The organism is Amycolatopsis sp. NPDC043885, from assembly GCF_056435685.1.
Window position 1 is genome coordinate 1 of record NZ_JBWKEA010000034.1, and the last position, 21,705, is coordinate 21,705.

General features: G+C 67.7%; 26 protein-coding genes and 1 tRNA gene. 13 read left to right on the top strand and 14 right to left on the bottom strand.

Annotated features, from left to right (window positions below; translation table 11 throughout):
• Positions 1–160: 160 nt before the first annotated feature.
• Positions 161–562 (top strand): PASTA domain-containing protein, encoded by a 402-nt coding sequence (locus AC069I_RS43845; RefSeq protein WP_478229950.1) that lies wholly within the window; start codon positions 161–163, stop codon positions 560–562.
• On the opposite strand, the gene AC069I_RS43850 is transcribed toward AC069I_RS43845, so the two are convergent.
• Complete coding sequence (locus AC069I_RS43850; protein ID WP_478268039.1) at positions 505–1,443, bottom strand: cation diffusion facilitator family transporter; 939 nt, start codon at positions 1,441–1,443, stop codon at positions 505–507. The two genes, AC069I_RS43845 and AC069I_RS43850, sit on opposite strands and share 58 nt — an antisense overlap.
• A gap of 145 nt (positions 1,444–1,588) precedes the next feature.
• On the opposite strand from AC069I_RS43850, the gene AC069I_RS43855 reads away from it, so the two are divergent.
• The 4 genes from AC069I_RS43855 to AC069I_RS43870 all read left to right on the top strand — a co-directional run bounded on the left by AC069I_RS43855 (position 1,589) and on the right by AC069I_RS43870 (position 4,790).
• Complete coding sequence (locus AC069I_RS43855; RefSeq protein WP_478229952.1) at positions 1,589–2,425, top strand: ion transporter; 837 nt, start codon at positions 1,589–1,591, stop codon at positions 2,423–2,425.
• 233 nt (positions 2,426–2,658) lie between these two features.
• Positions 2,659–3,621, top strand: coding sequence for a sporulation protein (locus tag AC069I_RS43860; RefSeq protein ID WP_478229953.1), 963 nt, complete (start codon positions 2,659–2,661; stop codon positions 3,619–3,621).
• A gap of 150 nt (positions 3,622–3,771) precedes the next feature.
• Positions 3,772–4,185: an SRPBCC family protein gene (locus tag AC069I_RS43865; protein ID WP_478229954.1), complete on the top strand. Its 414-nt coding sequence runs from the start codon at positions 3,772–3,774 to the stop codon at positions 4,183–4,185.
• A gap of 332 nt (positions 4,186–4,517) precedes the next feature.
• Positions 4,518–4,790, top strand: a complete 273-nt coding sequence (locus tag AC069I_RS43870) for a GlsB/YeaQ/YmgE family stress response membrane protein (RefSeq protein ID WP_478232554.1) — start codon at positions 4,518–4,520, stop codon at positions 4,788–4,790.
• Positions 4,791–4,818: 28 nt separating this feature from the next.
• Here the strand turns inward: AC069I_RS43870 and ypfJ are convergent, their stop codons facing one another.
• From ypfJ to AC069I_RS43910, 8 genes are all read right to left on the bottom strand, one after another.
• On the bottom strand, positions 4,819–5,715 hold the full coding sequence (gene ypfJ, locus AC069I_RS43875; RefSeq protein WP_478229956.1) for a KPN_02809 family neutral zinc metallopeptidase: 897 nt from the start codon (positions 5,713–5,715) through the stop codon (positions 4,819–4,821).
• 125 nt (positions 5,716–5,840) lie between these two features.
• On the bottom strand, positions 5,841–6,914 hold the full coding sequence (locus AC069I_RS43880) for a HupE/UreJ family protein (protein ID WP_478229957.1): 1,074 nt from the start codon (positions 6,912–6,914) through the stop codon (positions 5,841–5,843).
• Positions 6,915–6,986: 72 nt separating this feature from the next.
• Positions 6,987–7,535, bottom strand: a complete 549-nt coding sequence (locus AC069I_RS43885) for a hypothetical protein (RefSeq protein WP_478229958.1) — start codon at positions 7,533–7,535, stop codon at positions 6,987–6,989.
• A gap of 59 nt (positions 7,536–7,594) precedes the next feature.
• On the bottom strand, positions 7,595–7,963 hold the full coding sequence (locus tag AC069I_RS43890) for a hypothetical protein (RefSeq protein ID WP_478268040.1): 369 nt from the start codon (positions 7,961–7,963) through the stop codon (positions 7,595–7,597).
• Positions 7,964–8,166: 203 nt separating this feature from the next.
• Positions 8,167–10,110: an APC family permease gene (locus AC069I_RS43895; RefSeq protein WP_478268041.1), complete on the bottom strand. Its 1,944-nt coding sequence runs from the start codon at positions 10,108–10,110 to the stop codon at positions 8,167–8,169.
• A gap of 401 nt (positions 10,111–10,511) precedes the next feature.
• Entirely contained in the window at positions 10,512–10,742 is a 231-nt protein-coding gene (locus AC069I_RS43900) for a hypothetical protein (protein ID WP_478268042.1), read from the bottom strand.
• 107 nt (positions 10,743–10,849) lie between these two features.
• A complete protein-coding gene (locus tag AC069I_RS43905) occupies positions 10,850–11,485 on the bottom strand; it encodes a HupE/UreJ family protein (protein ID WP_478229962.1) in 636 nt (211 codons plus the stop codon).
• Between the two features lie 100 nt (positions 11,486–11,585).
• On the bottom strand, positions 11,586–11,936 hold the full coding sequence (locus AC069I_RS43910) for an ArsR/SmtB family transcription factor (RefSeq protein ID WP_478229963.1): 351 nt from the start codon (positions 11,934–11,936) through the stop codon (positions 11,586–11,588).
• A gap of 48 nt (positions 11,937–11,984) precedes the next feature.
• Between AC069I_RS43910 and AC069I_RS43915 the strand changes: the two genes are divergently transcribed.
• The 3 genes from AC069I_RS43915 (at position 11,985) to AC069I_RS43925 (ending at position 13,899) form a co-directional block, all read left to right on the top strand.
• Positions 11,985–13,328: an MFS transporter gene (locus AC069I_RS43915; protein ID WP_478268043.1), complete on the top strand. Its 1,344-nt coding sequence runs from the start codon at positions 11,985–11,987 to the stop codon at positions 13,326–13,328.
• A 165-nt stretch (positions 13,329–13,493) separates the two neighbouring features.
• Positions 13,494–13,787, top strand: coding sequence for an ion transporter (locus tag AC069I_RS43920; RefSeq protein WP_478268055.1), 294 nt, complete (start codon positions 13,494–13,496; stop codon positions 13,785–13,787).
• Positions 13,690–13,899 (top strand): hypothetical protein, encoded by a 210-nt coding sequence (locus AC069I_RS43925; RefSeq protein ID WP_478268044.1) that lies wholly within the window; start codon positions 13,690–13,692, stop codon positions 13,897–13,899. The genes AC069I_RS43920 and AC069I_RS43925 overlap by 98 nt, the downstream gene beginning before the upstream one ends.
• Before the next feature lie 12 nt (positions 13,900–13,911).
• Here the strand turns inward: AC069I_RS43925 and AC069I_RS43930 are convergent, their stop codons facing one another.
• On the bottom strand, positions 13,912–14,100 hold the full coding sequence (locus tag AC069I_RS43930; RefSeq protein ID WP_478229966.1) for a hypothetical protein: 189 nt from the start codon (positions 14,098–14,100) through the stop codon (positions 13,912–13,914).
• A gap of 131 nt (positions 14,101–14,231) precedes the next feature.
• Positions 14,232–14,792 carry a CGNR zinc finger domain-containing protein gene (locus AC069I_RS43935; RefSeq protein WP_478229967.1) on the bottom strand — a complete coding sequence of 187 codons (561 nt, stop codon included), beginning with the start codon at positions 14,790–14,792 and terminating at the stop codon, positions 14,232–14,234.
• A 103-nt stretch (positions 14,793–14,895) separates the two neighbouring features.
• Between AC069I_RS43935 and AC069I_RS43940 the strand changes: the two genes are divergently transcribed.
• Entirely contained in the window at positions 14,896–16,176 is a 1,281-nt protein-coding gene (locus AC069I_RS43940) for an MFS transporter (RefSeq protein ID WP_478268045.1), read from the top strand.
• Here AC069I_RS43940 and AC069I_RS43945 read toward each other — a convergent pair.
• A complete protein-coding gene (locus AC069I_RS43945) occupies positions 16,091–16,558 on the bottom strand; it encodes an HAD-IC family P-type ATPase (protein WP_478268056.1) in 468 nt (155 codons plus the stop codon). The genes AC069I_RS43940 and AC069I_RS43945 overlap by 86 nt on opposite strands.
• 334 nt (positions 16,559–16,892) lie before the next feature.
• Positions 16,893–18,086 (bottom strand): HAD-IC family P-type ATPase, encoded by a 1,194-nt coding sequence (locus AC069I_RS43950; protein ID WP_478268046.1) that lies wholly within the window; start codon positions 18,084–18,086, stop codon positions 16,893–16,895.
• Positions 18,087–18,152: 66 nt separating this feature from the next.
• On the opposite strand from AC069I_RS43950, the gene AC069I_RS43955 reads away from it, so the two are divergent.
• The 3 genes from AC069I_RS43955 to AC069I_RS43965 all read left to right on the top strand — a co-directional run bounded on the left by AC069I_RS43955 (position 18,153) and on the right by AC069I_RS43965 (position 20,101).
• The gene (locus tag AC069I_RS43955) at positions 18,153–18,527 is read left to right on the top strand and encodes an ArsR/SmtB family transcription factor (protein WP_478229971.1); all 375 of its coding nucleotides are present in this window, start codon (positions 18,153–18,155) and stop codon (positions 18,525–18,527) included.
• A gap of 10 nt (positions 18,528–18,537) precedes the next feature.
• A complete protein-coding gene (locus AC069I_RS43960; RefSeq protein WP_478229972.1) occupies positions 18,538–19,095 on the top strand; it encodes a hypothetical protein in 558 nt (185 codons plus the stop codon).
• A gap of 151 nt (positions 19,096–19,246) precedes the next feature.
• Positions 19,247–20,101: a methyltransferase domain-containing protein gene (locus AC069I_RS43965; RefSeq protein ID WP_478229973.1), complete on the top strand. Its 855-nt coding sequence runs from the start codon at positions 19,247–19,249 to the stop codon at positions 20,099–20,101.
• A 736-nt stretch (positions 20,102–20,837) separates the two neighbouring features.
• Here the strand turns inward: AC069I_RS43965 and AC069I_RS43970 are convergent.
• Positions 20,838–20,911, bottom strand: a tRNA-Leu gene (locus AC069I_RS43970).
• A gap of 172 nt (positions 20,912–21,083) precedes the next feature.
• Here AC069I_RS43970 and AC069I_RS43975 point away from each other — a divergent pair.
• Complete coding sequence (locus AC069I_RS43975) at positions 21,084–21,695, top strand: ANTAR domain-containing response regulator (protein WP_005157321.1); 612 nt, start codon at positions 21,084–21,086, stop codon at positions 21,693–21,695.
• Positions 21,696–21,705: the final 10 nt, after the last annotated feature.

A 21,705-nucleotide genomic window follows, 5' to 3' on the forward strand; every position in this document is an offset into this window, starting at 1 on the left:
CCGCCGCGAAGGCACCTTCGTCTATTACTCCGCCGCGAACGAGCACGTCGGCAGGCTGCTCAAGCAGGCCCTCTTCCACGCCGACCACATCGACGGTGAGCAACCCGGCAGCAAGCCGCGGGCAGCCGCACACTGACACCCTGCACCAGGGGCGGCGTCGATGACAGCCAAGGAAGTCCGGGTCCCCGATCTGGTGGGACTGTCCGTTCCCGACGCCCGCGCGGCGACACACCGGCTGGGGCTCGTCCTCGCGTCCAAAGATCTCGACGGACCGTCGCTGGGAGCGTTGACGTGGCCGGGAACATGGATTGTCGTAGGGCAGGAACCCAATGGCGGCACCATGATCGCGCGCGGAGAGTACGTGCGAATCGAGTTCCGGCGATTACCCGACGGCGGCGACGCGGATGACCGGGAACCACGAGATCCGCTCCCTCGACCACAGGAGCTCAAAGAGGCCGCCGAACCGGCGCATGAGCCCGCGCCACAGGAACGGGCTGCCGACGATCAGCGTGTTCCCGGTGTCCGCTCTTCGGCCGGGCGCCGGAGGTCGGGTTCGAGATAGATGACGCGCGCGATCGGCACCGCGGTCCGCACGCGCTGTTCGGCGGCGTCGATGGCGCGGGCGACATCCGCACCGCTGACCACTGCCGGCACTGCGATCTTCGCGGCCACCAACAACTCCTCGGGTCCCAGGTGCAGGGTCCGCAGATGGATGACGGAGTCGACGCCGTCGCCGGGCAGCGCGGTCTCGATCGCGGTCCGGTGTTCGCGGCTCGCGCTTTCACCGATGAGCAAGGACTTCATCTCCACGGCGAGGATCGCGGCGATCGCGACGAGCAGCAAGCCGATCATCGCGGTACCGGCGGCGTCCCAGCGGCCTTCGCCGGTGATCAGGGTCATCGAGACACCGACCAGCGCGAACACGAGGCCGAGCAGGGCGCCCAGGTCCTCGAGCAGGATGACCGGCAGTTCCGGGGCTTTCGCGGTGCGGATGAACCGCGCCCACGAGCGCTTCCCGCGGATCCGGTTCGACTCGAGCACAGCGGTGCGCAGCGCGTAGCCCTCCATGGCCATGGCGACAAGCAGGACCGCGATCGGGACCCACTGCCAGGTCTCGATCGGATGCGGATCGGCCCACTTGTGCCACGCCTCGTACAGGGCGAACAAGCCACCGAGGCTGAACAGCACGATCGACACGATGAACCCGTACACGTAGCGCTCACGTCCGTAGCCGAACGGATGCTCCGGTGTCGCCGCCCGCTTCGCGCGCTTGCCGCCCAGCAGCAGCAACGCCTGGTTGCTGGTGTCGGCCAGCGAGTGCACGGATTCCGCGAGCATCGACGAGGACTGAGTGAGCAGGAACGCGACGAACTTCGTCACCGCGATCCCCAGATTGGCGAACATCGCCGTGACAACCGCCCGTGTACTTCCCTCTGCAGCCACGCGAGCACCTTAGCGAGGCTCCTGCGGTGCCCGGGCACCGGCGCGTCCGGACGGTTGGCCCCTCTCCTGCCGTGACACCGGCCTCGGGTCACCCGATAGGTTCGCTCTTCGTTGTCGGTCGGCGTGTCGGTGAGGAGTAACGCGGGTGAGTGTGCGGGAACGGTTGCGCGAGGTCGTCGAGGCACCGTTGTTCCAGCGGGTGGTCATCGGCGTGATCATCGTCAACGCGATCACGCTGGGGTGTGAGACGTCGCCGACGCTGGTGGCCGAATACGGCTCGATCCTGCACGTGGTGGACCGGGCCGTGCTGGTCATCTTCCTGCTCGAGCTGATCCTGCGGATCTACGCGCACGGCTGGCGGTTCTTCACTGATCCGTGGAACTGGTTCGACACGGTGATCGTCGCGATCGCGCTGCTCCCGACCTCGGGCGCGTTCTCCGTGCTGCGCGCGTTGCGGATTCTGCGGGCGTTGCGGCTGATCTCGGTGGTGCCGAGCATGCGGCGGGTGGTCTCGGCGTTGCTGGGCGCTCTGCCGGGGATGGTGTCGATCGCGGCGTTGCTGGTCCTGGTGCTGTACGTGTCGGCGGTGATGGCGACCAAGCTGTTCAGCGGTGTGTCCCCGGAGTACTTCGGGGATCTCGGCGATTCCCTGTTCACGCTGTTCCAGGTGATGACCGGGGAAGCCTGGTCGGAGGTGGCCCGCACGGTGATGAGCCAGCGACCGGTGGCGTGGATCTTCTTCGTCGCCTACATCGTCATCACCAGCTTCACCGTCTTGAACCTGTTCATCGCCGTGGCAGTCAGCGCGATGGAAGCCCAGACCTCCCGCCGCACCGACAAACAAGACGACGACGAAGCCGCCACCCTTGCCGCCGTACTCGCCGAACTCCGGGAACTACGCGCCCTGCACGACGCCGCCGCACGACGCGACGAGGAAATCCCCGAACGCGACACTGCGCGACCAGCCGTTTCCACGCTGTGAGAAGTCTGGGGGTTTTGTCCGGAACCATGCGCCGTACAGTTACGTTGCCATGGACGTGGACGACGATCCTGACCTAGCCGCTGCTCCGATATCGCGGGCGCTGATCGGCCCGTAAACCCTTGCTTCGCTTGGTGATGCGCCGCCTCTCGCGGCCGCACCGGCCGTGCCATGCCCCAGAGTCACCACTGTCAGTAGTTGATCGGTAACAAACGATTGAAGGAGAAGAATCTCGGATGGTGTTCAAGAAGATGCTGCAGAAGATCGGCGTCGGAGGCGTTTCGGTCGACACGGTGCTGAACGACCCGCGATGCCGGCCCGGTGCCCCGCTGACCGGTGAGGTGCGGCTGGTCGGCGGCGAGGCCGACGCCGAGATCGAGCACATCGCGCTGTCGCTGGCCACCCAGGTCCACAACGGCCGAGGCGGCCGGTCACAGACAGAGTTCCACCGGGTCGTCGTCGCGGGCGCGACAAGGTTGACCGCGAAAGAACAGCGCACCATCCCCTTCACCATCCCGCTCCCCTGGGAAACCCCCGTGACCGAGGTGTCCGGTCAACCTCTGCCCGGCATGGAACTGGGGCTGCGGACCGAGGTATCGATCGCCAAAGCGGTCGACAAGGGCGACCTGGACCCGGTGATCGTCGAACCGCTTCCGTCGCAAGACGCGGTACTGGAAGGCTTCGGCCAGCTCGGCTTCACCTTCAAATCCGCCATCGTGCAGCAAGGGCAGGCCTACGGGGTGCGCCAAGAGCTGCCGTTCTTCCAGCAGCTCGACTTCTACCCCTCAGGACAGTTCGCCGGCCGGGTCCAGGTGGTCACCCTGACACTGGTCACCACGCCCGCCGAGGTCACAGTGCTGCTGGACGCCGACCAGCACGCGGGTGCGTTCGGCGCCGGTGGCCAGGGGCGGTTCCAGGCCGGGCATGAGGAGGCTGCGGGGCAAGACTGGGCGGCACGCATCCACGAGTGGCTCGCCCAAGTCGTGGAGGCCCGGCAAGCCCACATGATGCAGGCCGGATACGGCCAGCCGGGCTACGGCCAGCCGGGATATGGGGAGCCCGGATATGGGCATCGTGAGCGGCGCGGCCCCGGCATGGGCGGCGTGGTGGCCGGAGTCGCCGGCGGTGTCGTGGGCGGCATGCTGCTCGGCGAAATGCTCGACGGCGACGACGAAGACGGCGGAGACGACGAAGGCTGACCGGCCCGGAACATCGACTGGGGCGAGACCGGAAGCCGGGTCCCGCCCCAGTCGACGTGCAGTACTGGTGAGGCTTATTTCGCGCGCATGCCCCGTGATCACGAACCGCTCGGCTAACCCCGGTCACTCACGAAGGGATCTGTCACCCGGATGAGCACGATCATCAAGTCCGTCGAGGTCGAAGCCGATGTGACCACCGTGTACGACCGGTGGACCCGGCTCTCCGACCTCCCGCGCTTCGTACCAGGCGTGAAACGGGTCGAGCAGCACGATGACGTCCACACCCGCTGGATGATCAGGATCGGTGGCCTGGAACGAACTTTCGAAGCCACCATCACCGAGCAGCGAGCCGACAGCCGGATCGCCTGGGAAAGCCGGACCGGACCGTCTCATACCGGCTCCGTCACCGTGCACCGCGTCGACGACGCCCACACGCGGATCACCATAGAGCTGACAGTCGCACCCACGGGGTTCGTGGAGAAGGGCGCCGACAAACTCGGCTTCCTCGATCGTCACGTCGAAGTCGCCTTGGACAGCTTCAAGACCACCATCGAAAACCGCTGAATCGTGAACTGACCCCGCCGACAGCTCGTCGCGGGCGAAATGGCTCGGTCTCATAGGTGTTACCTGGCTAGGCTTGAGCCATGGGGGTGCCGGTGTGGTCGGGTTTGTGCGTGGTACTACTGGCCCATGGGCCGCCATCCGCCGCCGTGCCCGCGGTGGTGCTGCTGGTGGCCTGCGCATCAGCGCTTCCCGCAACAGCCCGGAGGGCTGCGATGTCTCGATCACGGATACCGTCGCCACGCGGCCCTCATGACTGATCAACACCGGTTGGCACCCAAGCAGTGTTCTTCGTATCGTAAGTCTGTTCACCCGATCGACCACAAGGGGAAGCGATGTTCTGGACCATCCTGGGCTGGATCCTGTTCGGCCTGATCGCCGGTTTCATCGCGCGCGCCCTGGTGCCGGGCAAGGACGACATCGGCCTGCTCCGCACGATCGTCCTGGGCGTCGTCGGCTCCGTCGTGGGCGGCCTGCTGTTCGGCCTGCTCACTGTGGGCATCCGCGGCTTCCAGCCGGCCGGCTGGATCGGGTCGGTCATCGGCGCGATCATCGTCCTGGTCATCTACAACAAAGTGACCGGCCGCAAGTCCCGCCCCCGCGCCTGACTGCACGAAGGCTCAGCCGACCTTCGTCTCATCCGAGGTCGCGGGTGCTGAAGGTGTCACAGCGCGCCGGGTCTCCGGTGGTGATGCCGGTGGTGAACCACTTCTCGCGCTGCTTCGAGCTGCCGTGGCTGAACTTCGACTGGTCCACCCTGCCGTTGCCCAGTTTGCGCTGGATGTAGTCGTCGCCGATGCGAGCGGCTGTGTCCAGGGCGCGGTCGATGTCGTCTTGGGTGATGTCGGCGACCAGCGGCTTGCCGTTCTCGGCCGGTGTGGTCGTCGCGTGCTTGGCCCACACGCCGGCGTAGCAGTCGGCCTGCAACTCCAGCCGCACCGAGTCCGAGGTTGGGCCACTACGGCTGCGGACGCGATTCGACGTGCCGGTGAGGTTCTGCACGTGGTGGCCGTACTCATGGGCCAGCACGTAGGCCTCGGCGAACGGGCCGCCCTGTGCGCCGAAGCGCGAGCGCAGCTCCTGGAAGAACGCGAGGTCGATGTAGATCTCGGAGTCGGCAGGGCAATAGAACGGGCCGACGTCGGAGGAGGCGTTGCCGCAGGCAGTACGCACGCCGCCTCGGAAGAAGTTCGTGGTCGCCTTGCGGTAGGTCTGCCCGGATCGGGCGAACTGCGCGGTCCAGTAGTCCTGGATCGAGTTGATCACCGCGACCGTGGCGCAATCACGATTCCGGTTCGCGTCGGCGCCAGTACGGCACTCCGAGGAGAGCGAGGAGTTGTCGGTCTGCCGACCCGAATCGATTCCGGCCAGCCCAGGCCCGCTCGGCGACACGCCACCGAACTGCGAGAACAGGAAGTACACCACTAGGCCCAGCACGCCGAGCCCGCCACCGCCCATGGCCACCCGGCCACCGACACCACGCTGATCGTCGACCTCGGAGACGTCGAGACTCGCACCTTCATCGAATCGCACGCGTAGAAGCGTAGCGGTCGCAGGAAAGAACAGGCTCGGCCGAACGCGTGCCGACTTGGATGACCACCATGTGGCCAGCCGTGTCCGGATCGGATTTCCCCGCTCCGGACACGGCCTCGTTCGCGTTACCCCTGCGCCGGGCGGGACCGCGGATCCGCGAACCATTCCTTGGCGAAGTCCTTCAGCGCGGGAATGTCCACTGTGGAACAGGTGAGCGTGCTGAACGCGTTCCGCGCCACCACGGTGCCGGCCTGGACGGCCGAGCCGCCGACAACGCGGTTGCCCTCCGGCCCGGTGATGAACTGACGCAGGGCGGCGACCTGATCGACGGGAATCGTGGCCGCGTAGTGCACGATGACGTAGCCGTCACCCATGACATGGCCGAAGTCGTCGTCCGGCGTCTTCTCCGCCGGTTCGTAGAACTTCTTGTCCGGGTGCTGCCCGGCACCGTTCACCGGGAACCGGGTCGGGCCGGTGCTGCACGGCCCGGCCGCCTCCGCGTCGGGGCTGGTCGCCGAGGTGATGGTCAGCACGACGGCCGCGACCAGCCCGGCAGCGACCAGGCCCACGCTGGCCGCGCGGGACGTGGTGTTCTTGACCTTCTCCTGTTTGAGGAACCGGACCACGAGCAGCCCGAGCGCGGTGAGCACGCCGATCGCCAGCAACTGGCCGATCTCGACCCCGACGTTGAAGGCGATCACCCGCCACAGCAGGCCTTCCTCCGGCAGGCCGAGGTCCTGCAGCCGGGTCGAGAGTCCCAGCCCGTGCACGAGACCGAACCCGAGAACCGCGGCGGTGAACAGCTTCCAGTCCCGGGGCCTGCCGAACCAGCCGACCACCCCGACGAAGACCAGGCTCAGCGCGATGACGATGTCGACCACCGTCGCGTTCACCTGCCAGCCGGCCAGGGTCGCGATGATCAACGTCGTGCTGTGGCCGAGGACGAACACCGAGATCAGTTTCGCCGCCCGGCGCCATTCTCCCGCCAGCAGCACGATCCCGGCGATGAACAGCAGATGGTCCCAGCCGAGCAGCATGTGCTCGATACCGAGTGGGATGAACTCCCAGACGTTCTTGTCGGCGGCGGTGCCCCCGATACTGTGCGCCAGTGCCGGGGACGCCGTGACGAGCGACGCGCCCGCCACGACCCCCGCCAGCACCGCGCCACGACGGGCACGGAGCGGAAAATATGCAGACATGGAGGATTCCTGTTCCTGGATCGGGAAGAGCCGTCCTGGCCAGCCGGCCGGACGGTGTAGCGCTCGAACGAATCAGGAACCAGCGGGCGGACCGCGGCGCGTGCGACGCCGGGTCAGCAGAATCCGCAGACCGTGCCCGGGAACGACATCAGGGACGACCGGCACCCACAGCACCGGCCGCACCGGCGCCGAACAACGCGCGGCCACCACGATCGGCGACACCAACCGCAAGATCGCCGACGCCGCCGTGTCCGCCGAAGTGAGAAGAACGCCGGTGAGCAGGATCGCGAGCCCGTGCGCGACGAACATCGCCGAAGGATCTGTCTCGACCGCCGCTTGAGGATGATGGTCGGCGACGGGAGGCACGGAGAGGACGACGTGCATCGCCAGCTGCCCGACGGCCAGCACACCGGTCGTGGCGACCGGGCCACGTCCGCGGCCTGCCGTCGCGGTGGCGACCCAGCCGATCAAGACGGTCAGCAAGACCGTCAAGCCCGCGTCCGGGAACCCTCCCCCGGCCACCCCGTGCGCCGTGACCGCGAGCGCGGCCGACGCAGCCGCGAACCACGCACCACGTGCCAAGCGCAGCGCGCGAGGGCGACGGGAAGCGTGGCGGTCCATGGCGTGCAGCGTAAGGCACGGAGCCACCTCACCCGCAGAATGAGACCGCGGGCACCGAGTCAGTTCCCGCCGAGGATGCCGAGCACGGCCTTACGCGGCAGGGTCCGCGCGGCCGCGGCGAAGAAGGTGTTCCGCCGTCCAGAGATGACCGTGGGTCGTCGGCGCCGCCGCAGGGCGGCGAGAGCCGTTCGCACGACATGCTCCGGGGTCTGCACCAGACTGGCGGGGACGTCTCCGTGCGGCTGGGATTCGGTGGCCGTCACACCCGGACACAAGCCCATCACGTAGACCTCGCGGGCCCCGGCGATCACCTGGTAGCCGTGCGCTTCCAGCTGGCGGGCGAACTTCCTTCCGATCCGGCGGTCGCGCCGGTCCCACCGCTTACAGGAATGAGCAATCAAGGTGAATGGCCGACGCTGGTTCGCCATCGCTCGATCCTCGCGACGGACAGTGAGGCACCGACGCAATTAGTGAGCGGTTAGGCGCATCGATCACCGAAATTGTGGGCACCCTGAGGTCAGGTTGCCGGTCTGCCGCGGACGATCGGCATGTCAGGTCCCGTCGGTTGACTTACCAGCCGACGGGGCCGAAATTTCTGTCTATCTGGGACGATACAGGGGCGCCACTGTGATCAGCCGACGTGGATGCCGGGTCGCCGGGCCGGGTCGCGTTCGCTGGTGCGGATGATCTCGCGGACCACCGGGGCGGTGTCGCCGTGGCCGAGGATCAGGTAGCGGAACAGGTGCCCGAGCGGGTTGCCCTCGCTCCACTCGAAGTGGCATTGGGGACGCACGCCGGTGGTGTCCCGCAAGGCGAGCAGGATGGCGGCGATCGCGTTCGGCACGGCGGGGCTTTCCGCCCGCAGGACCCGGAAACCGTCGACCTCGACACCGCGGATCTTCAGCACGTCGCTGAAGCCGGACGGGTCGATGACGTCGATTTCGAGGAACAGGACGTCGGCGGCGCCCGGCACCGGGTTCAGGCCGCGCTGCTCGGCCTCCTTCGCCCGGTATTCGTCGGCGTCGCCGGCCTGGCGGCGGTTCGCGATGATGGTCAGCGCGCCGTCGTGGGCGATCGACTCGGTGATGAACCGGCGCGCGGGCTCGTCGAACTCGATGTGGTCCACCCGCAGTTCGGTGGTCCGAGTGACCCGCGAAACCAAGGACACGGCGATGATCCCGAAAATGAAGAACGCGGAAATCGTGAGCCCGTCCGGCTTCTCGATGACGTTCTCCACCAGCGCGTAGAGCAGGATCAGGGTCAGGACGGCGAACGCGACTGCGGCCTTGCGCTGACGCCGTTTCGCCGCGGAGATGGCCACCGCGACCGAGGCGGACACCATCATCGCGAGGATCCCGGTGGCGTACGCGCCGGCTTGGGCGTTGACGTCGGCGTTGAAGATGATCGTGACGAGAATGCAGATCGCGGTGTAGACCAGCACGACCGGCCGGACGGCCCGGGCCCACTCCGGGGCCATCCCGTAGGCGGGCAGGTACCGGGGGACGATGTTGATCAGCCCGGCCATGGCCGACGCCCCGGCGAACCACAGGATCAGGATGCTGCTGATGTCATAGGCGGTGCCGACCCACTCGCCCATCAGTCCGTGCGCCAGGTACGCCAAGGCGCGGCCGTTCGCCTCGCCGCCCGGCTTGAACTGCTCCGCGGGAATCAGGACCGTGGTGACGAAACTCGTCGCGATCAGGTACACCGACATGATCAGCGCGGCGGCGGTGAGCAGCTTGCGGGTGTTGCGGATCCGGTTCGCCAGCCGCTGCCCGGCGTTCTCACCCTTCGCCGCCACCAGCGGCATCATGCTCACCCCGGTCTCGAACCCGGACAGGCCGAGCACCAGCAACGGGAACGCCAGGACCGCCGGCCCGACGACACCGCCGAACCCGCCACCACCGGAGGTCAGCGCGTCCAGCCAGCGGTCCAGGGCCGCGGGCTCGGCGAGCACCTCACCGATCCCGGCGACCACGACCACCGCGTTCAACACCAGGAAGATCGCCACCAGCGGGATCGCGACCCCGACCGCCTCACTGAACCCGAGCAGGAACACCCCGCCCAGGGTCAGCAGCAGGATCACCGTGATCAGCACCGCGTGCCCGTGCAGGAACGACGGCACGTTCGGATTCTCCAGCGCGTGCACCGTGGCATCCGCCGAGGACAGCGTGATCGTGATGATCCACGATGTCGCGACGAAACCCAGCAACATCAGGACGAAGAGTTTGCCGCGCCAGAACGGCAGCAGGTTTTCGAGCATCGCGACCGACCCCTGGCCGTGCGGGCTCTCCTTCGCCACCCGCCGGTACATCGGCAGCATGCCGAGCAAGGTGAGCGCGACGATCAGCAACGTCGCCAGCGGCGAGAGCGCGCCGGCCGCCAACGCCGCGATACCGGGCAGATACGACAGGGTGGAGAAGTAGTCCACGCCGGTGAGGCACATGACCTTCCACCACGACTGCGGGGTGGCGTGCTCCTCGTTGCTTTCCGGCCCCACCGGCTGAACCCGGTGCTCCATCAGCCACCGGCCGACCTTGCCGGACGGCGCCGCCTGCCGGACCGGGCTGTCCACCCGCTCCGGAACAGCGAATTCCCCTACCTCGGTCCTGCCGTGCCTCTCCCCCGACGATCGTGCGCGCGCTACAGCATGCCCGATTCGTCCAGCGAGGCTCATCCGGCACACCGCCGCCGTCTCGGGCCGAAGGCGGCCAGCGCCACAGTGTGCCGCCCTCGGAGCTGATGGCTCAGGAAATCCGAGTGAGGGGAGCAGATCCTGCGCTTCCCGGCCAGACAAGCGACCACACCGCAGCAGGATCCGCCTCACGGGACTATGCGCGCGAGTGGCGGCCAGGTAAATGCGGAACACCGACCACCGCCGACAAGCCGCCGCGCGGGACCGTCGTCGGCTCGCGAAGAGCAGGACTTCGATCCCGACACCCGCCCTAGATGTTCCCGTTCTTTGCGGATGCGGTCCTAGCCCTTCTGCCATTCAGTGGTCTGTAGTAAGTCAAATGCCCGTACCATCGCCAGCTGGGCCACCGCCAGAATGCCGACCGTCGCGCTCACTCCGCGGCCGCGGTCCGCCGCCGCGGTGGCGACCCAGCCGATCAGCGCGGTCAGCAGCAGCGTCAAACCCGTGTCGGGGACACCGCCGCCGGCCATGCCGTGCGCCACCACCGCCAGCACGGCCGAGGCCGTCGCCAAGCAGCCCCCGCGCACCACTCGCAGCACCCGGGGGGCGGCGAGAGGCACGGCGGTTCATGGGCGCAGCCTAAGCCACGGCGGGGCCATCACCACAGTGCGAGAATCACTCATAGCGAAGCCGTAGAGACGAGGGCCAGCACCGTAGCCGTGACCAGCCCGGCAACGACGAGGCCGCCGTGGGCAGCGCGAGTGATCAGATCCTTGACGTTGTCCCGCTTCACCAACCGGACCACGAGTACGCCACTCCCCGCGATCACCGCGATCGCCAGCAATTGCCCGATCTCGATACCGACGTTGAACGCGATCACCCGCCAGATCAGGCCGTTCTCCGGCAGGCCGAGGATCTGCAAACGGGTAGCGAGCCCCAGGCCGTGCACCAGTCCGAAGGCCAGAACAGCAGCGGCGAAGACCCTCCAGTCGCGGGGCCTGCCGAACCAGCCGACCACCCCGACGAACACCAGGCTCAACGCGATGACGATATCGACCAGATCCGCGTCGAACTGCCAGCCGGCCAGTGTCGCGACGATCAGCGTCGTGCTGTGCCCGAGCACGAACACCGAGATGAGCTTCGCCGCCCGGCGCCACTCACCGGCCAGCAGCACGATCCCGGCGACGAACAGCAGATGGTCCCAGCCGAGCAGCATGTGCTCGATCCCGAGCGGGACAAATTCCCAGACGCCCTTGGCCGCGTGATCATCACCGATCCCGTGTGCCAGCGCCGGGGAGGCAGGAGCGAGCGTCATGGTCGCCACGGCCCCACTGACCAAGGGGCCACGGGCGCGCCGAAGAGTATCTGAAGACATGAGCGATTCCTGTTCCTGAAGCGAAAATCCGCCCTACCGCTCAGTCGTGGTCGGGGATGCCGTGGATGTGGTGATCGGCCGCGTTCATGACCTCGACCAGGAGACGGCGGACATGCCCACCGCGGGCGCGGTAGAGGATCCGGCGGCCATCGCGACGCTGGCTGACCAATCCGGCGAGTTTGAGCTTGGCCAGGTGCTGTGACACCGCCGGGCGGGCGATGGCGACCGCCGCGGCCAGCGACGCCACGTCGTACTCGTCGCCGCTGAGCAGCCACAGCATCCGCATCCGCGTCGGATCGGCCAGCATCCGCAGCGACGTGGACGCGGCATCGACCTGGTCGCCCGGCGGAAGCACAGACCACTGATCATCGGATTTGTCATGTGCGTACATGAGCACCTATCATGGCAGAGAGTTCACTTATGGCGGGAGAGGTGAAGCGTGTCGCTGTTCGGGCATCGGGACTACCGGCATCTGTTCGGCGCACAACTGGTCGCCTTGTTCGGCACCGGCTTGACGACCGTAGCGCTCGGCCTGCTGGCCTACGACCTGGCGGGCGCGAACGCCGGTGCCGTCCTGGGTACCGCGCTGGCGATCAAGATGATCACCTACGTCACCGTCGCCCCGCTCGCGGGCGCCTACGCCGACCGGGTGCCGAGGCGCCTGTTCCTCGTCAGCCTCGATGCGGTTCGCGCCCTGGTGGTGCTGGCGCTGCCCTTTGTGGACCAGGTGTGGCAGATCTACGTCCTGATCGTCGTCCTGCAATCCGCGTCGGCCTCGTTCACCCCGACCTTCCAGGCCGTCCTGCCCGACATCCTGCCCGATGAACGTGACTACACGAAGGCGTTGTCACTGTCGCAGCTGGCGTCGACGATGGAGAGCCTCCTGAGCCCGCTGCTGGCTGCCGCCGTGCTCAGCCTGGTGTCGTTCCACTGGCTGTTCACCGGCACGTCGGTCGGATTCGTGGCCTCGGCGGTACTGGTGCTGAGTACCCGGATTCCGGACGCGACCCGTAGTGATCGCGGCGGAGTCTGGGATCGAACCCTGGCGGGGATCCGGGTCTTCGCCGCGACGCCGCGCTTGCGTGGAACGCTGGGCCTGGATCTGGTGGTCGCCGCCGTCGGGTCCGTGGTCATGGTCAACACGGTCAACTACGTCCAGGACACCCTCGGCCGTTCGCAGGCCGACGTCGCGCTTCTGCTGGCGGGCAACGGCATCGGCACGATCCTCGTCGCACTCCTGCTTCCCCGTGTGCTGGACCGGATTCCGGAACGCACGGTCATGCTCACCGGTGGCGGCGTCCTGCTTTCCGGAATGGCAGGCGCGATCGCACTGTCCACAGCGGACAGTGGTGGCTGGCGGTGGACCGCGGCACTGGCGGTGTGGGCGGCCATCGGCCTCGGCACCGGACTCGTCCTCACCCCGGTGGGACGAGTCTTGCGCCGCTCCAGCCACGCGAGCGACCGGCCCGCGATCTTCGCCGCCCAATTCTCGCTGTCGCACGCCTGCTGGCTGCTCGCCTATCCGATCGCGGGCTGGCTCGCCACCGCCGCCGGGTTCACCGCGACGTGGATCGTCCTCGGAGTCCTCGGCCTCGCCGGATTCGTCCTGGCGGCGAAGTCGTGGCCACGGCGGGACCCGCACTTCCTGGAACACACCCACCACCACGACACCGACTCCGCCCACCTCAGCGACGCCGAGGATGTCGGCGACGGACTTTGGCAGCACAGCCACGAATTCGTCATCGACCGCGATCACCGACGCTGGCCCGCGGACGCTCGCTGACTCACTCCTCCATCGCGGGAGCGGTCGCGACGACGTAGTGCAGCCAGCCGACGTCGCCCTCCGCCTCCACAACGAAACCCGCGGCGCGCACCATCTCGGCCCAGCCTGGCCCGTCGAGTCGTCCAGCATCCGCGGCCCGGGACAGCAGCCCAGCTGATCGCGAGGATCTACGCGCACGGTCTCCGGTTCTTCCGGGATCCGTGGGACTGGTTCGACACGGTGATCGTGGTGATCGCGCTCCTGCCGACCTCGGGAGCCTTCTCGGTGTTGCGGGCGCTGAGGATCCTCCGCGCGCTGCGGCTGATCTCGATTGTGCCGAGCATGCGCCGGGTCGTTTCCGCTCTTCTTCACCCTCTACATCGTGGTGACCACGTTCACCGTGCTCAACCTGTTCATCGCGGTCGCGGTCAGCGCGATGCAGGCGCAAACGTCGCCCGACGAGGCCCCGCAGCAGGATGAGGATCAGGCGGCCACGCTGGCGACGGTTCTCGTCGAGCTACGCGAATTGCGCGCATTGCACGAGGCGTCTCAGCGAGAAGACGCCCCGGACAAGGCTGCTGCCACTTCCTGAAGTCCGCCGGTGTCAGGCGGCCTCGGCCAGGGGCGGCGCGGTACAGCAGGCGCCCGTGAAGCAGCCGAAAACGACGTCACTGGACTGGTTGGCCCAGTTGTCGAAGCGATCGATCACGAGGTCCGGCTCACTGGCGGTGGCGAGGCCGATTCCCCGGCACGCGAAGAGTGCCCGGACGTTGGCGCTGGCGGTGGTGTTCATGTGTTCCCCCACGCTGTGTCGGTGTCGGATCGGTTCCTCGATCCTGCGCCGAAGGGCTCAAACCAACCAGTACCAGGCCTCATAGCCCGGCTGTGTCTTTCACCTAGTCCGAACGGATCAGTGCTCCGCAGTCACTGCGACTCCTTGCCGCGCGCCCGGAACGCCGCCGCCTTCACGCGATTCTGGCAAGCCGTCGAGCAGAACCGGCGAGTGCCGTTGTGCGAGGTGTCGACGTAGACCCGGTCGCAGCGGACCGCCGTGCACACGCCGAGCCTGTCGCGTCCCGCGCCGCCCAGGACCACGGCGAGTGCGGCCGCGCAGGCGCCGCTCCATTCCGCGGCCACTCCCCCGCGTTGCCCGGCGAAGTGCAGATGCGGCCACGGCTGGCCCTCATGAGTGACGAGCCGCGGTTCCGTCCTCGTCTCGGCGAGCAACTCGTTGATCCGCGAGGTGGCCGTGGCCGGCTCGCCGGCCGAGACCGCCTCGAACACGTCACGAAGCCGGACAGCCATATCAGCGAGCCCTCTGGCCTCCGCGGCACTGACCAGGGAAAGCGTTTCGAACATCTCACTGGCCGAACGCAGCGCCCCGGTCGCCGCCTCCCGCATCGCGGCGCCGACGGGAGGCGAGAGGTCGCGGCCACGTTCCTGGCCGCCGGTGAGGCCGTTCACCAACAGTACGGCGGTCCTCACCGGCCCGTCGTAGTAACTGTCAAAATTCATTTGACCAGTCACGCCTTCCTGTTAGCCTGTCACTGTCATCAGCATAAATGACAGTGATATCGGCGGTGTCGGCATGCGCGAGACCAGTCAGGCGACAGGGCATCGCGGCTTTCGTCTTCTCTGGCTGGGAGAAACGAGCAGCAAGCTCGGCAGTTCGGTGTCCACCGTGGTGCTGCCACTGATCGCGATCACGACGCTCGGCGCGGGTCCGTTCGTCGTCGGCGCGCTCACCGCCGCCGCCTACTTGCCCTGGCTGCTGCTCAGCCTTCCGGCCGGGGTGTGGGTGGACCGGTTACGCCGTCGGCCGATCATGCTCGGCTGCGACGCGGTGTCGCTGCTGCTGTTGGCCAGCATTCCCGTTTCCGCGGCATTCGACGCACTCAGCGTTGCCCATCTGCTTGTCGTGGCGTTTCTGGGCGGGGCGTCGACCGTGCTGTTCGTGACCGCGTACCGGGCCTACGTCCCCGCCCTGGTCCCCGCGGCGAACCTGGTCGACGTCAACTCGAAACTCCAGGGCGGCGAACAAGCCGCCCAGATCGCCGGCCGCGGCCTCGGCGGGCTGCTGGCCCAGGTACTCGGACCTCCGATCGCCGTGCTCGCGGACGCGCTCAGCTTCGCCGTCTCCGCGCTGTGCCTGCTCCGCATCCGCGTGCAGGAACCGCGACCACGTAGCGTTGAGTCCGGCCAGGGCATGCTGTCGCAGATCCGCGCCGGGCTTCGATTCACGCTTCACGACCCCTATCTACGAACGCTGAGTTTGTTCAGCGCCACCGGAAACGTCGCCTACACCGGCTTGCAGACTCTGCAGATCACGTTCCTGGTCCAGGACGTCGCTCTCGCACCGGGAATGGTCGGCCTCGTGGTCGCCGCCACCAGCATCGGCGGTGTCCTCGGCGCCGTCGCCGCGCCTGTCACCGCGGCCCGCCTCGGCACTGCCCGTGCGATCCAAGTCTGGGCAGCGGGAACGGCGCCGTTCTCGATTCTGATTCCGCTGACCACCGCCGGGGCCGGGCTCATCTCGATGGTCATCGGGGTGTCGATGCTGGGCGCCGGTCTGGTCGCCATCACCGTGATCGTGATCGCCTTCCGGCAGGCCTACTGCCCGCCCGCGCTGCTCGGTCGGGTCAGCGCCAGCATGCAATTCCTCAACTACGCCACCATCCCCCTGGGCACGCTCGCCGCGGGAACTCTCGGTTCCCTACTCGGAAACCGTCCAGCGCTCTGGATCATCGCCGCGCTGTTCGGGCTCTACGGCGTGGTCCCGCTTCTCAGCGCACTCCGGCATTCCCGAGATCTCCCGGCGGCCCCACCGCCCGATCCCACGCGGCCCGGCGAAGGAGCCGAAGCCCGTTGAGTCCGACCAGGACGGTGGATCCTTCGTGCCCGGCGACGGCGAGCGGCAGCGGCAGTGTGCCGAAGAGATCCCACGCCACCAGAACGCCGATGAAGGTGGCGGCGATGACCAGGTTCGCGATGACCAGACGTCGTGCGCGCCGGGCCAGACCGAGAACAGCGGGAATCGCGGTCAGCTCGTCACGGGTGACGACCGCGTCGGCGGTGTCCAACGCCAAGTCGCTTCCGGAACGGCCCATCGCGATGCCCATGTGCGCCGCGGCCAGCGCGGGTGCGTCGTTGACGCCGTCGCCGACCAGGACCACGTTGGCGCCGCGCGATTCGAGCTCGCGCACCGCGGCGACCTTGTCCTGGGGCAGCAGGCCGGCGCGAACCTCGGTGATGCCGACTTCCGCGGCGAGGCGGGTGGGGCGCGAAGGTTGTCGCCGGTGAGCAGCACCGGTTCTGCGCCGGTGAGAGCGGTGAGCCGCCTGATCGTCGACGCGGCGCCGGGACGCAGCCGGTCCGAGAGGCCCAAGATCCCGGCCGGGTTGTCGTCGACGAGTACGACGACGGCGGTGTACCCGACCTCCTCCAGCTCGGTCACCGCGGCAAGGGCTTCGCCTTGGGCGTCGTCCAGCAACCGGAGCGGACTGCCGACCTCGATCACACGGCCGTCGACACGAGCGGTCGCACCTCGCCCCGGCGTCGAGCTGAACGTCTCCGCCGGACGTGGAGCTATCCCGGCGTCCCGAGCCGCGGCCACGACGGCGCGTGCCTAGGGGTGTTCAGAGGCGTACTCCGCCGCGGCGGCCAGTGCGAGCAGGTCCTCTCCGGTGAAGCCGACGCCGGGCAAGGTACGGATCTCGGCGACGCGCGGATCGCCTTCGGCGAGTGTGCCGGTCTTGTCGAAGGCCACCTGGGTGGCGGTGCCGAGTTGTTCGAGGACCACCGCGGATTGACCAGCACACCGTGTTTCCCGGCGTTCGCGATCACCGACAGCAGCGGGGGCATCGTGGCCAGGACCACGGCGCACGGTGACGCGACGATCATGAAGGTCATGGCCCGCAACAGGGTGGACTCGAAGGCGGCCCCGGACAGCAACGGGATGACGAACAGCGCCACCGTGGCCGCGACCATGCCGATCGAGTAGCGCTGCTCGATCTTCTCGATGAACAACTGCGTGCGGGCTTTCGTGACACTGGCCTCGGCGACCATCGCGACGATCCGCGCGATCACCGTGTCCTGCGCGGGCCTGGTGATCCGCACCCACAGCACGCCGGTGCCGTTGAGCGTGCCGGCGAACACCTCGTCGCCGACGGTCTTGTCGACCGGCAACGGTTCGCCGGTGATGGTGGCCTGGTCGACCTCACTCGCACCGACGACGACCTCGCCGTCACCGCCGATCCGCTCGCCAGGGCGGACCACGATCAAGTCACCCACGCGCACGGCCGACGCGAGAACGGTTTCCTCACCGGATGCGGTGAGGCGGGTGACCTGCTCAGGAGCCAGGTCGAGCAGCCCCCTTACGGAGTCCTCGGTGCGTTTGGTCGCGAGTGCTTCCAGCGCACCGGAAATGGCGAAGAGGACGATGAGGAGACCGCCGTCGAAGACCTGGCCGATCGCCGCCGCACCGATCGCCGCGAGCACCATCAGCAGGTCGACGTCGAGCTTTCGCTCCCACAGGGCCTGCAGCCCGGCCCACCCCGGTTCCCATCCGCCGGTCGCATAGCAGGCCAGATACAGCGTCCACCACAACCACGACGGGCCCTCGGCGACCTGCACCACCGAACCCAGCGCGAACAGTGCCGTCGCCGCGGCCGCCCACCGCACCTCCGGCACCACCCAGATCCCCGCCCGCCGCTTCCCGTCCCGAACGCCACTGGCCGGGGTGTGGGTCGCGTTCTCGAGTGCTCGCAGTTCCGCAGTCACGAAAGCATCTTATATGCGCACTCACGCAGATACGCAAGTACGTGGGTAGGTGGGTATGCTGTCGCCATGCACACGTCGCTGCCGGATTTCGAGATGCCCAACGACGAGCAAGTACACCTGGCCGCAGAGTCCTTCCGGATGCTGGCCGATCCGACGCGGATCAAGGTCCTGTGGGCACTGCTGCAAGGCGAGTCGTCGGTCGCCTGCCTCGCCGAACTCGCCGGTGCCGCCCCGACCGCGGTCAGCCAGCACCTGGCCAAGCTCCGACTGGCCGGGCTGGTCAAGGGCCGCCGCGAAGGCACCTTCGTCTACTACTCGGCCGCGAACGATCACGTGGGGCGACTACTCAAGCAAGCCCTGTTCCACGCGGACCACCTCGACGACGGGGTTTCCGGGAACGAGTCACCTTCGGAGGAACCGATCAAGTCGCGCAGCCTCTAGGCTTGCGTGCGTGACGCGAGACACGGAGGGGACACCGAGCGCGGTTCGCGCCGCCCGAAGCGTCATGCTGGCCGCCGTGTCCGCGTCTCTCGGCATCGCGGCTCACGTCCTGGGCGGCGGCGTGCTACCCGACGTCGGGATGACCGTGGCGATCGGCGGGCTCATCGGCTGGGCAGGTACCGCCATCGCCGACCGCTACCGCGGATCCCTCGCCGCCATCGGCGCGCTGGCCGCCACCCAGCTCATCCTGCACGCCGTCCTCCTTCTCCCGACACATCTCACGCACCGGCACCTCGACGCGTCCTTCGCCGCGCTCGACCCGCTGCCCGTGCTCGAAATACACGCGGTGGCCGTCGTGCTCCTCGGGCTGCTGCTGACGCGCGCCGACACCGCACTGCTCGCCGTCCGCGGTCTCGTGTGGCGAACCCTTGGCTGGCTGCCGTCGACGACCACGGCGTCCCATCCCCCGTTGTGGTCACCGCTCCCCCAGACGGCCAGGCAAGACGTCGCGACCGAGATTCTGCTGCGCCGTTCTCGACCACGCCGCGGGCCACCCGCCCTGCGCTGACGTTCACGAATCACTCGCCGCGCTGGCTTGAGCGCGGCGGAATTCACCGCGCCTCGCGGAATCCTGGGATCGCCGACCGGTTGACCTCACCCGGACTTCTCCGGGCCTGAACCGGTCCCCGTTCTGGGCACGAACCAGCGAAAGGGCACGCATGTCCGACAGGACCAGCCTCGTCGACGCCGTCAGAAGACGCCTTCCCGACGCACTCTCCCGCAGCAAACGCTTCGCCATCACCGTCGAAGACCACCTGCAGCGCGCACTGGCCACGGCGGGATTCCACCAGCCGGACTCGAGCATCTCCGCGGACGCGCAGGACTACTGGCAACGCCCGTCCGGAGACCGCTGGTCGGCCAACTCCCACTGGCGCGACTCGCCGGCGTTCCACGACAACGATCTGTGGGACCGGATCGGCCGGGAACACCTCGCCCTGTTCGAATCCGGAGCCCGCATGGCCGGGTTCGCCCGCCCCTGGAATCGGATCGTCGAATGGGGATGCGGCGGTGGCGCCAACGCCGCGGCCTTCGCCGTCCACGCCAAGGAATTCATCGGCGTCGACATCTCCCCCGAGTCCCTCACCGAGTGCGGCAAGCAGATCGCGAACGTCTGCGACACCCCCTTCACACCGGTCCCCATCAGCGTCCCGGACCCCGAAGCAGCCCTCGGGCAGATCGACGGACTATGCGACGTCTTCCTGTCCTTCTACGTCTTCGAACTGATCCCCAGCCCCGAATACGGTGAACGACTCCTGCACATCGCCCGGGACCTGCTCGCCCCCGGCGGCCTGGCGCTGATCCAGATCAAATACGACACCGGAACCTGGCACACCAGACCACGCCGTCGTTCCTACCGCCGCGGACTCGCGCACATGACGACCTACCCGATCGAGAGGTTCTGGCAGCTCGCCGAACATTGCGGCCTCACTCCGCACGCCGTCCACCTCGTTCCCCGGAACGAACTCGACGAACGCTACGCCTACTTCTTTCTTTCCAAGCGGCCATCTGCCTGACAGGCGATAGCACTTTCAGGGCAAGAGGAGTTGCTGTGACGCTCTTCGGCACCAGCATGCCGGTGTCACTCTGGACACCGGCCCTGCTGGTCGTCGGCGCCCTGATCAGTGTGCCACTGGCCCCGAAGCTGGCCGCCCTTACCGGATGGCATCGGAAATACCTGCTGACGACACTCTTGCTACTCACCTGCGTACTCGCGCTCAGCCTCACACCCGGCGCAGAGTCCCGGCGAGGCAAGTTTCATCCCTGCCTGTCAGGGAACTCCGAGGACCTGGTCCACGGGACTCCACACTCGACACCAGGCGTGGCCGGACTACTCCTCAACGCACTTCTTCTCGCACCCGCCGCCTGCTTCATGCTTCTGGCGAGCAGACACACGATCCCTTCACCCAAGGCCTCAGACAGCGCTACAACGAGGTCTTCAACGAGCGTAAAACACTCCTCGACACGCTAAGCCGAATCACTGACGGCGCGGACGCCCCAGGCCCATCGAACCTGGACCAAGCGAACCTGCTGGACGCCTTGCCCTTCCTGAAGGCCAACCTGCGCCACGCCCCAGCCGACCTGCTTCACCGCCTGCTAGACCTGACACAACTCACGATCAAAGTCCACTACAAGACCGACCAAGCGACCATCACGGCCACGCTCCCCGGAGACCGGGACTTGATATCCGCCATCAGCGACGCCGCGTCGCAACACCAATGCCCAGGCCAAGCCCAATGTGCATCCTGCGAGTGCCCCCGGTGAGATTCGAACTCACACTGGACGGGTTTTGAATCCGTTGCCTCTGCCAGTTGGGCTACGGGGGCGGTGCCCCGTGAACTTTACGGGATCACGGGACCGCGCCTGACGCCGGGCCTGGAGTGTGACGACCGTCTGACGTGGTGAACGCCATCTAGCCGTCTGGATCGTTCCCGGTAGGCTTCAGGTTCGCGGACAGACCGCGAGCCGAACTGCCCGACGACCTTCAGGAGGACCCCGGTGACCGAGCAGGCTGCCGAGGCCAATGGTGCCGTCGCCGCACCCCAGCGGCGGGTGCTCGTGGCCGAAGATGAGGCCCTCATCCGTCTGGATCTCGTCGAGATGCTCCGTGAAGAGGGTTATGAGGTGGTCGGTGAGGCCGGGGATGGCGAGCAGGCCATCAACCTGGCCACCGAGTTGAAGCCCGACCTGGTGATTCTCGACGTCAAGATGCCCAAGCTCGACGGTATCGAGGCCGCCTCCAAGATCACCGGCGACCGGATCGCGCCGGTCGTCATCCTGACCGCGTTCAGTCAGCGCGACCTCGTCGAGCGGGCCAGGGACGCGGGCACGATGGCGTACCTGGTCAAGCCGTTCGCCAAACGTGACCTGGTGCCGGCCATCGAGCTGGCCGTGAGCCGGTTCGCCGAGCTCCAGGCGCTCGAGTCCGAGGTCGCCGGCCTCACGGACCGGCTCGAGACGCGCAAGGTCATCGACCGCGCCAAGGGGCTGCTGATGAGCCGTCAGGGGCTCACCGAGCCGGACGCGTTCCGCTGGATACAGCGCACCGCGATGGACCGCCGGACCACGATGAAGGCGGTCGCCGAGGCGGTCGTCGAAAGCATCGGCTGACCCGACGCCC

Bases quoted from the DNA above. Each gene is read 5' to 3' on its own strand.
- AC069I_RS43965 (WP_478229973.1), top strand. From the start codon at position 19,247: ATGTCCGACAGGACCAGCCTCGTCGACGCCGTCAGAAGACGCCTTCCC.
- AC069I_RS43885 (WP_478229958.1), bottom strand. From the start codon at position 7,535: ATGGACCGCCACGCTTCCCGTCGCCCTCGCGCGCTGCGCTTGGCACGT.
- AC069I_RS43870 (WP_478232554.1), top strand. From the start codon at position 4,518: ATGTTCTGGACCATCCTGGGCTGGATCCTGTTCGGCCTGATCGCCGGT.
- AC069I_RS43905 (WP_478229962.1), bottom strand. From the start codon at position 11,485: ATGACGCTCGCTCCTGCCTCCCCGGCGCTGGCACACGGGATCGGTGAT.
- AC069I_RS43890 (WP_478268040.1), bottom strand. From the start codon at position 7,963: ATGGCGAACCAGCGTCGGCCATTCACCTTGATTGCTCATTCCTGTAAG.
- AC069I_RS43955 (WP_478229971.1), top strand. From the start codon at position 18,153: ATGCACACGTCGCTGCCGGATTTCGAGATGCCCAACGACGAGCAAGTA.
- AC069I_RS43880 (WP_478229957.1), bottom strand. From the start codon at position 6,914: ATGTCTGCATATTTTCCGCTCCGTGCCCGTCGTGGCGCGGTGCTGGCG.
- AC069I_RS43930 (WP_478229966.1), bottom strand. From the start codon at position 14,100: ATGAACACCACCGCCAGCGCCAACGTCCGGGCACTCTTCGCGTGCCGG.
- AC069I_RS43865 (WP_478229954.1), top strand. From the start codon at position 3,772: ATGAGCACGATCATCAAGTCCGTCGAGGTCGAAGCCGATGTGACCACC.
- AC069I_RS43860 (WP_478229953.1), top strand. From the start codon at position 2,659: ATGGTGTTCAAGAAGATGCTGCAGAAGATCGGCGTCGGAGGCGTTTCG.
- AC069I_RS43940 (WP_478268045.1), top strand. From the start codon at position 14,896: ATGCGCGAGACCAGTCAGGCGACAGGGCATCGCGGCTTTCGTCTTCTC.
- AC069I_RS43910 (WP_478229963.1), bottom strand. From the start codon at position 11,936: ATGTACGCACATGACAAATCCGATGATCAGTGGTCTGTGCTTCCGCCG.
- AC069I_RS43845 (WP_478229950.1), top strand. From the start codon at position 161: ATGACAGCCAAGGAAGTCCGGGTCCCCGATCTGGTGGGACTGTCCGTT.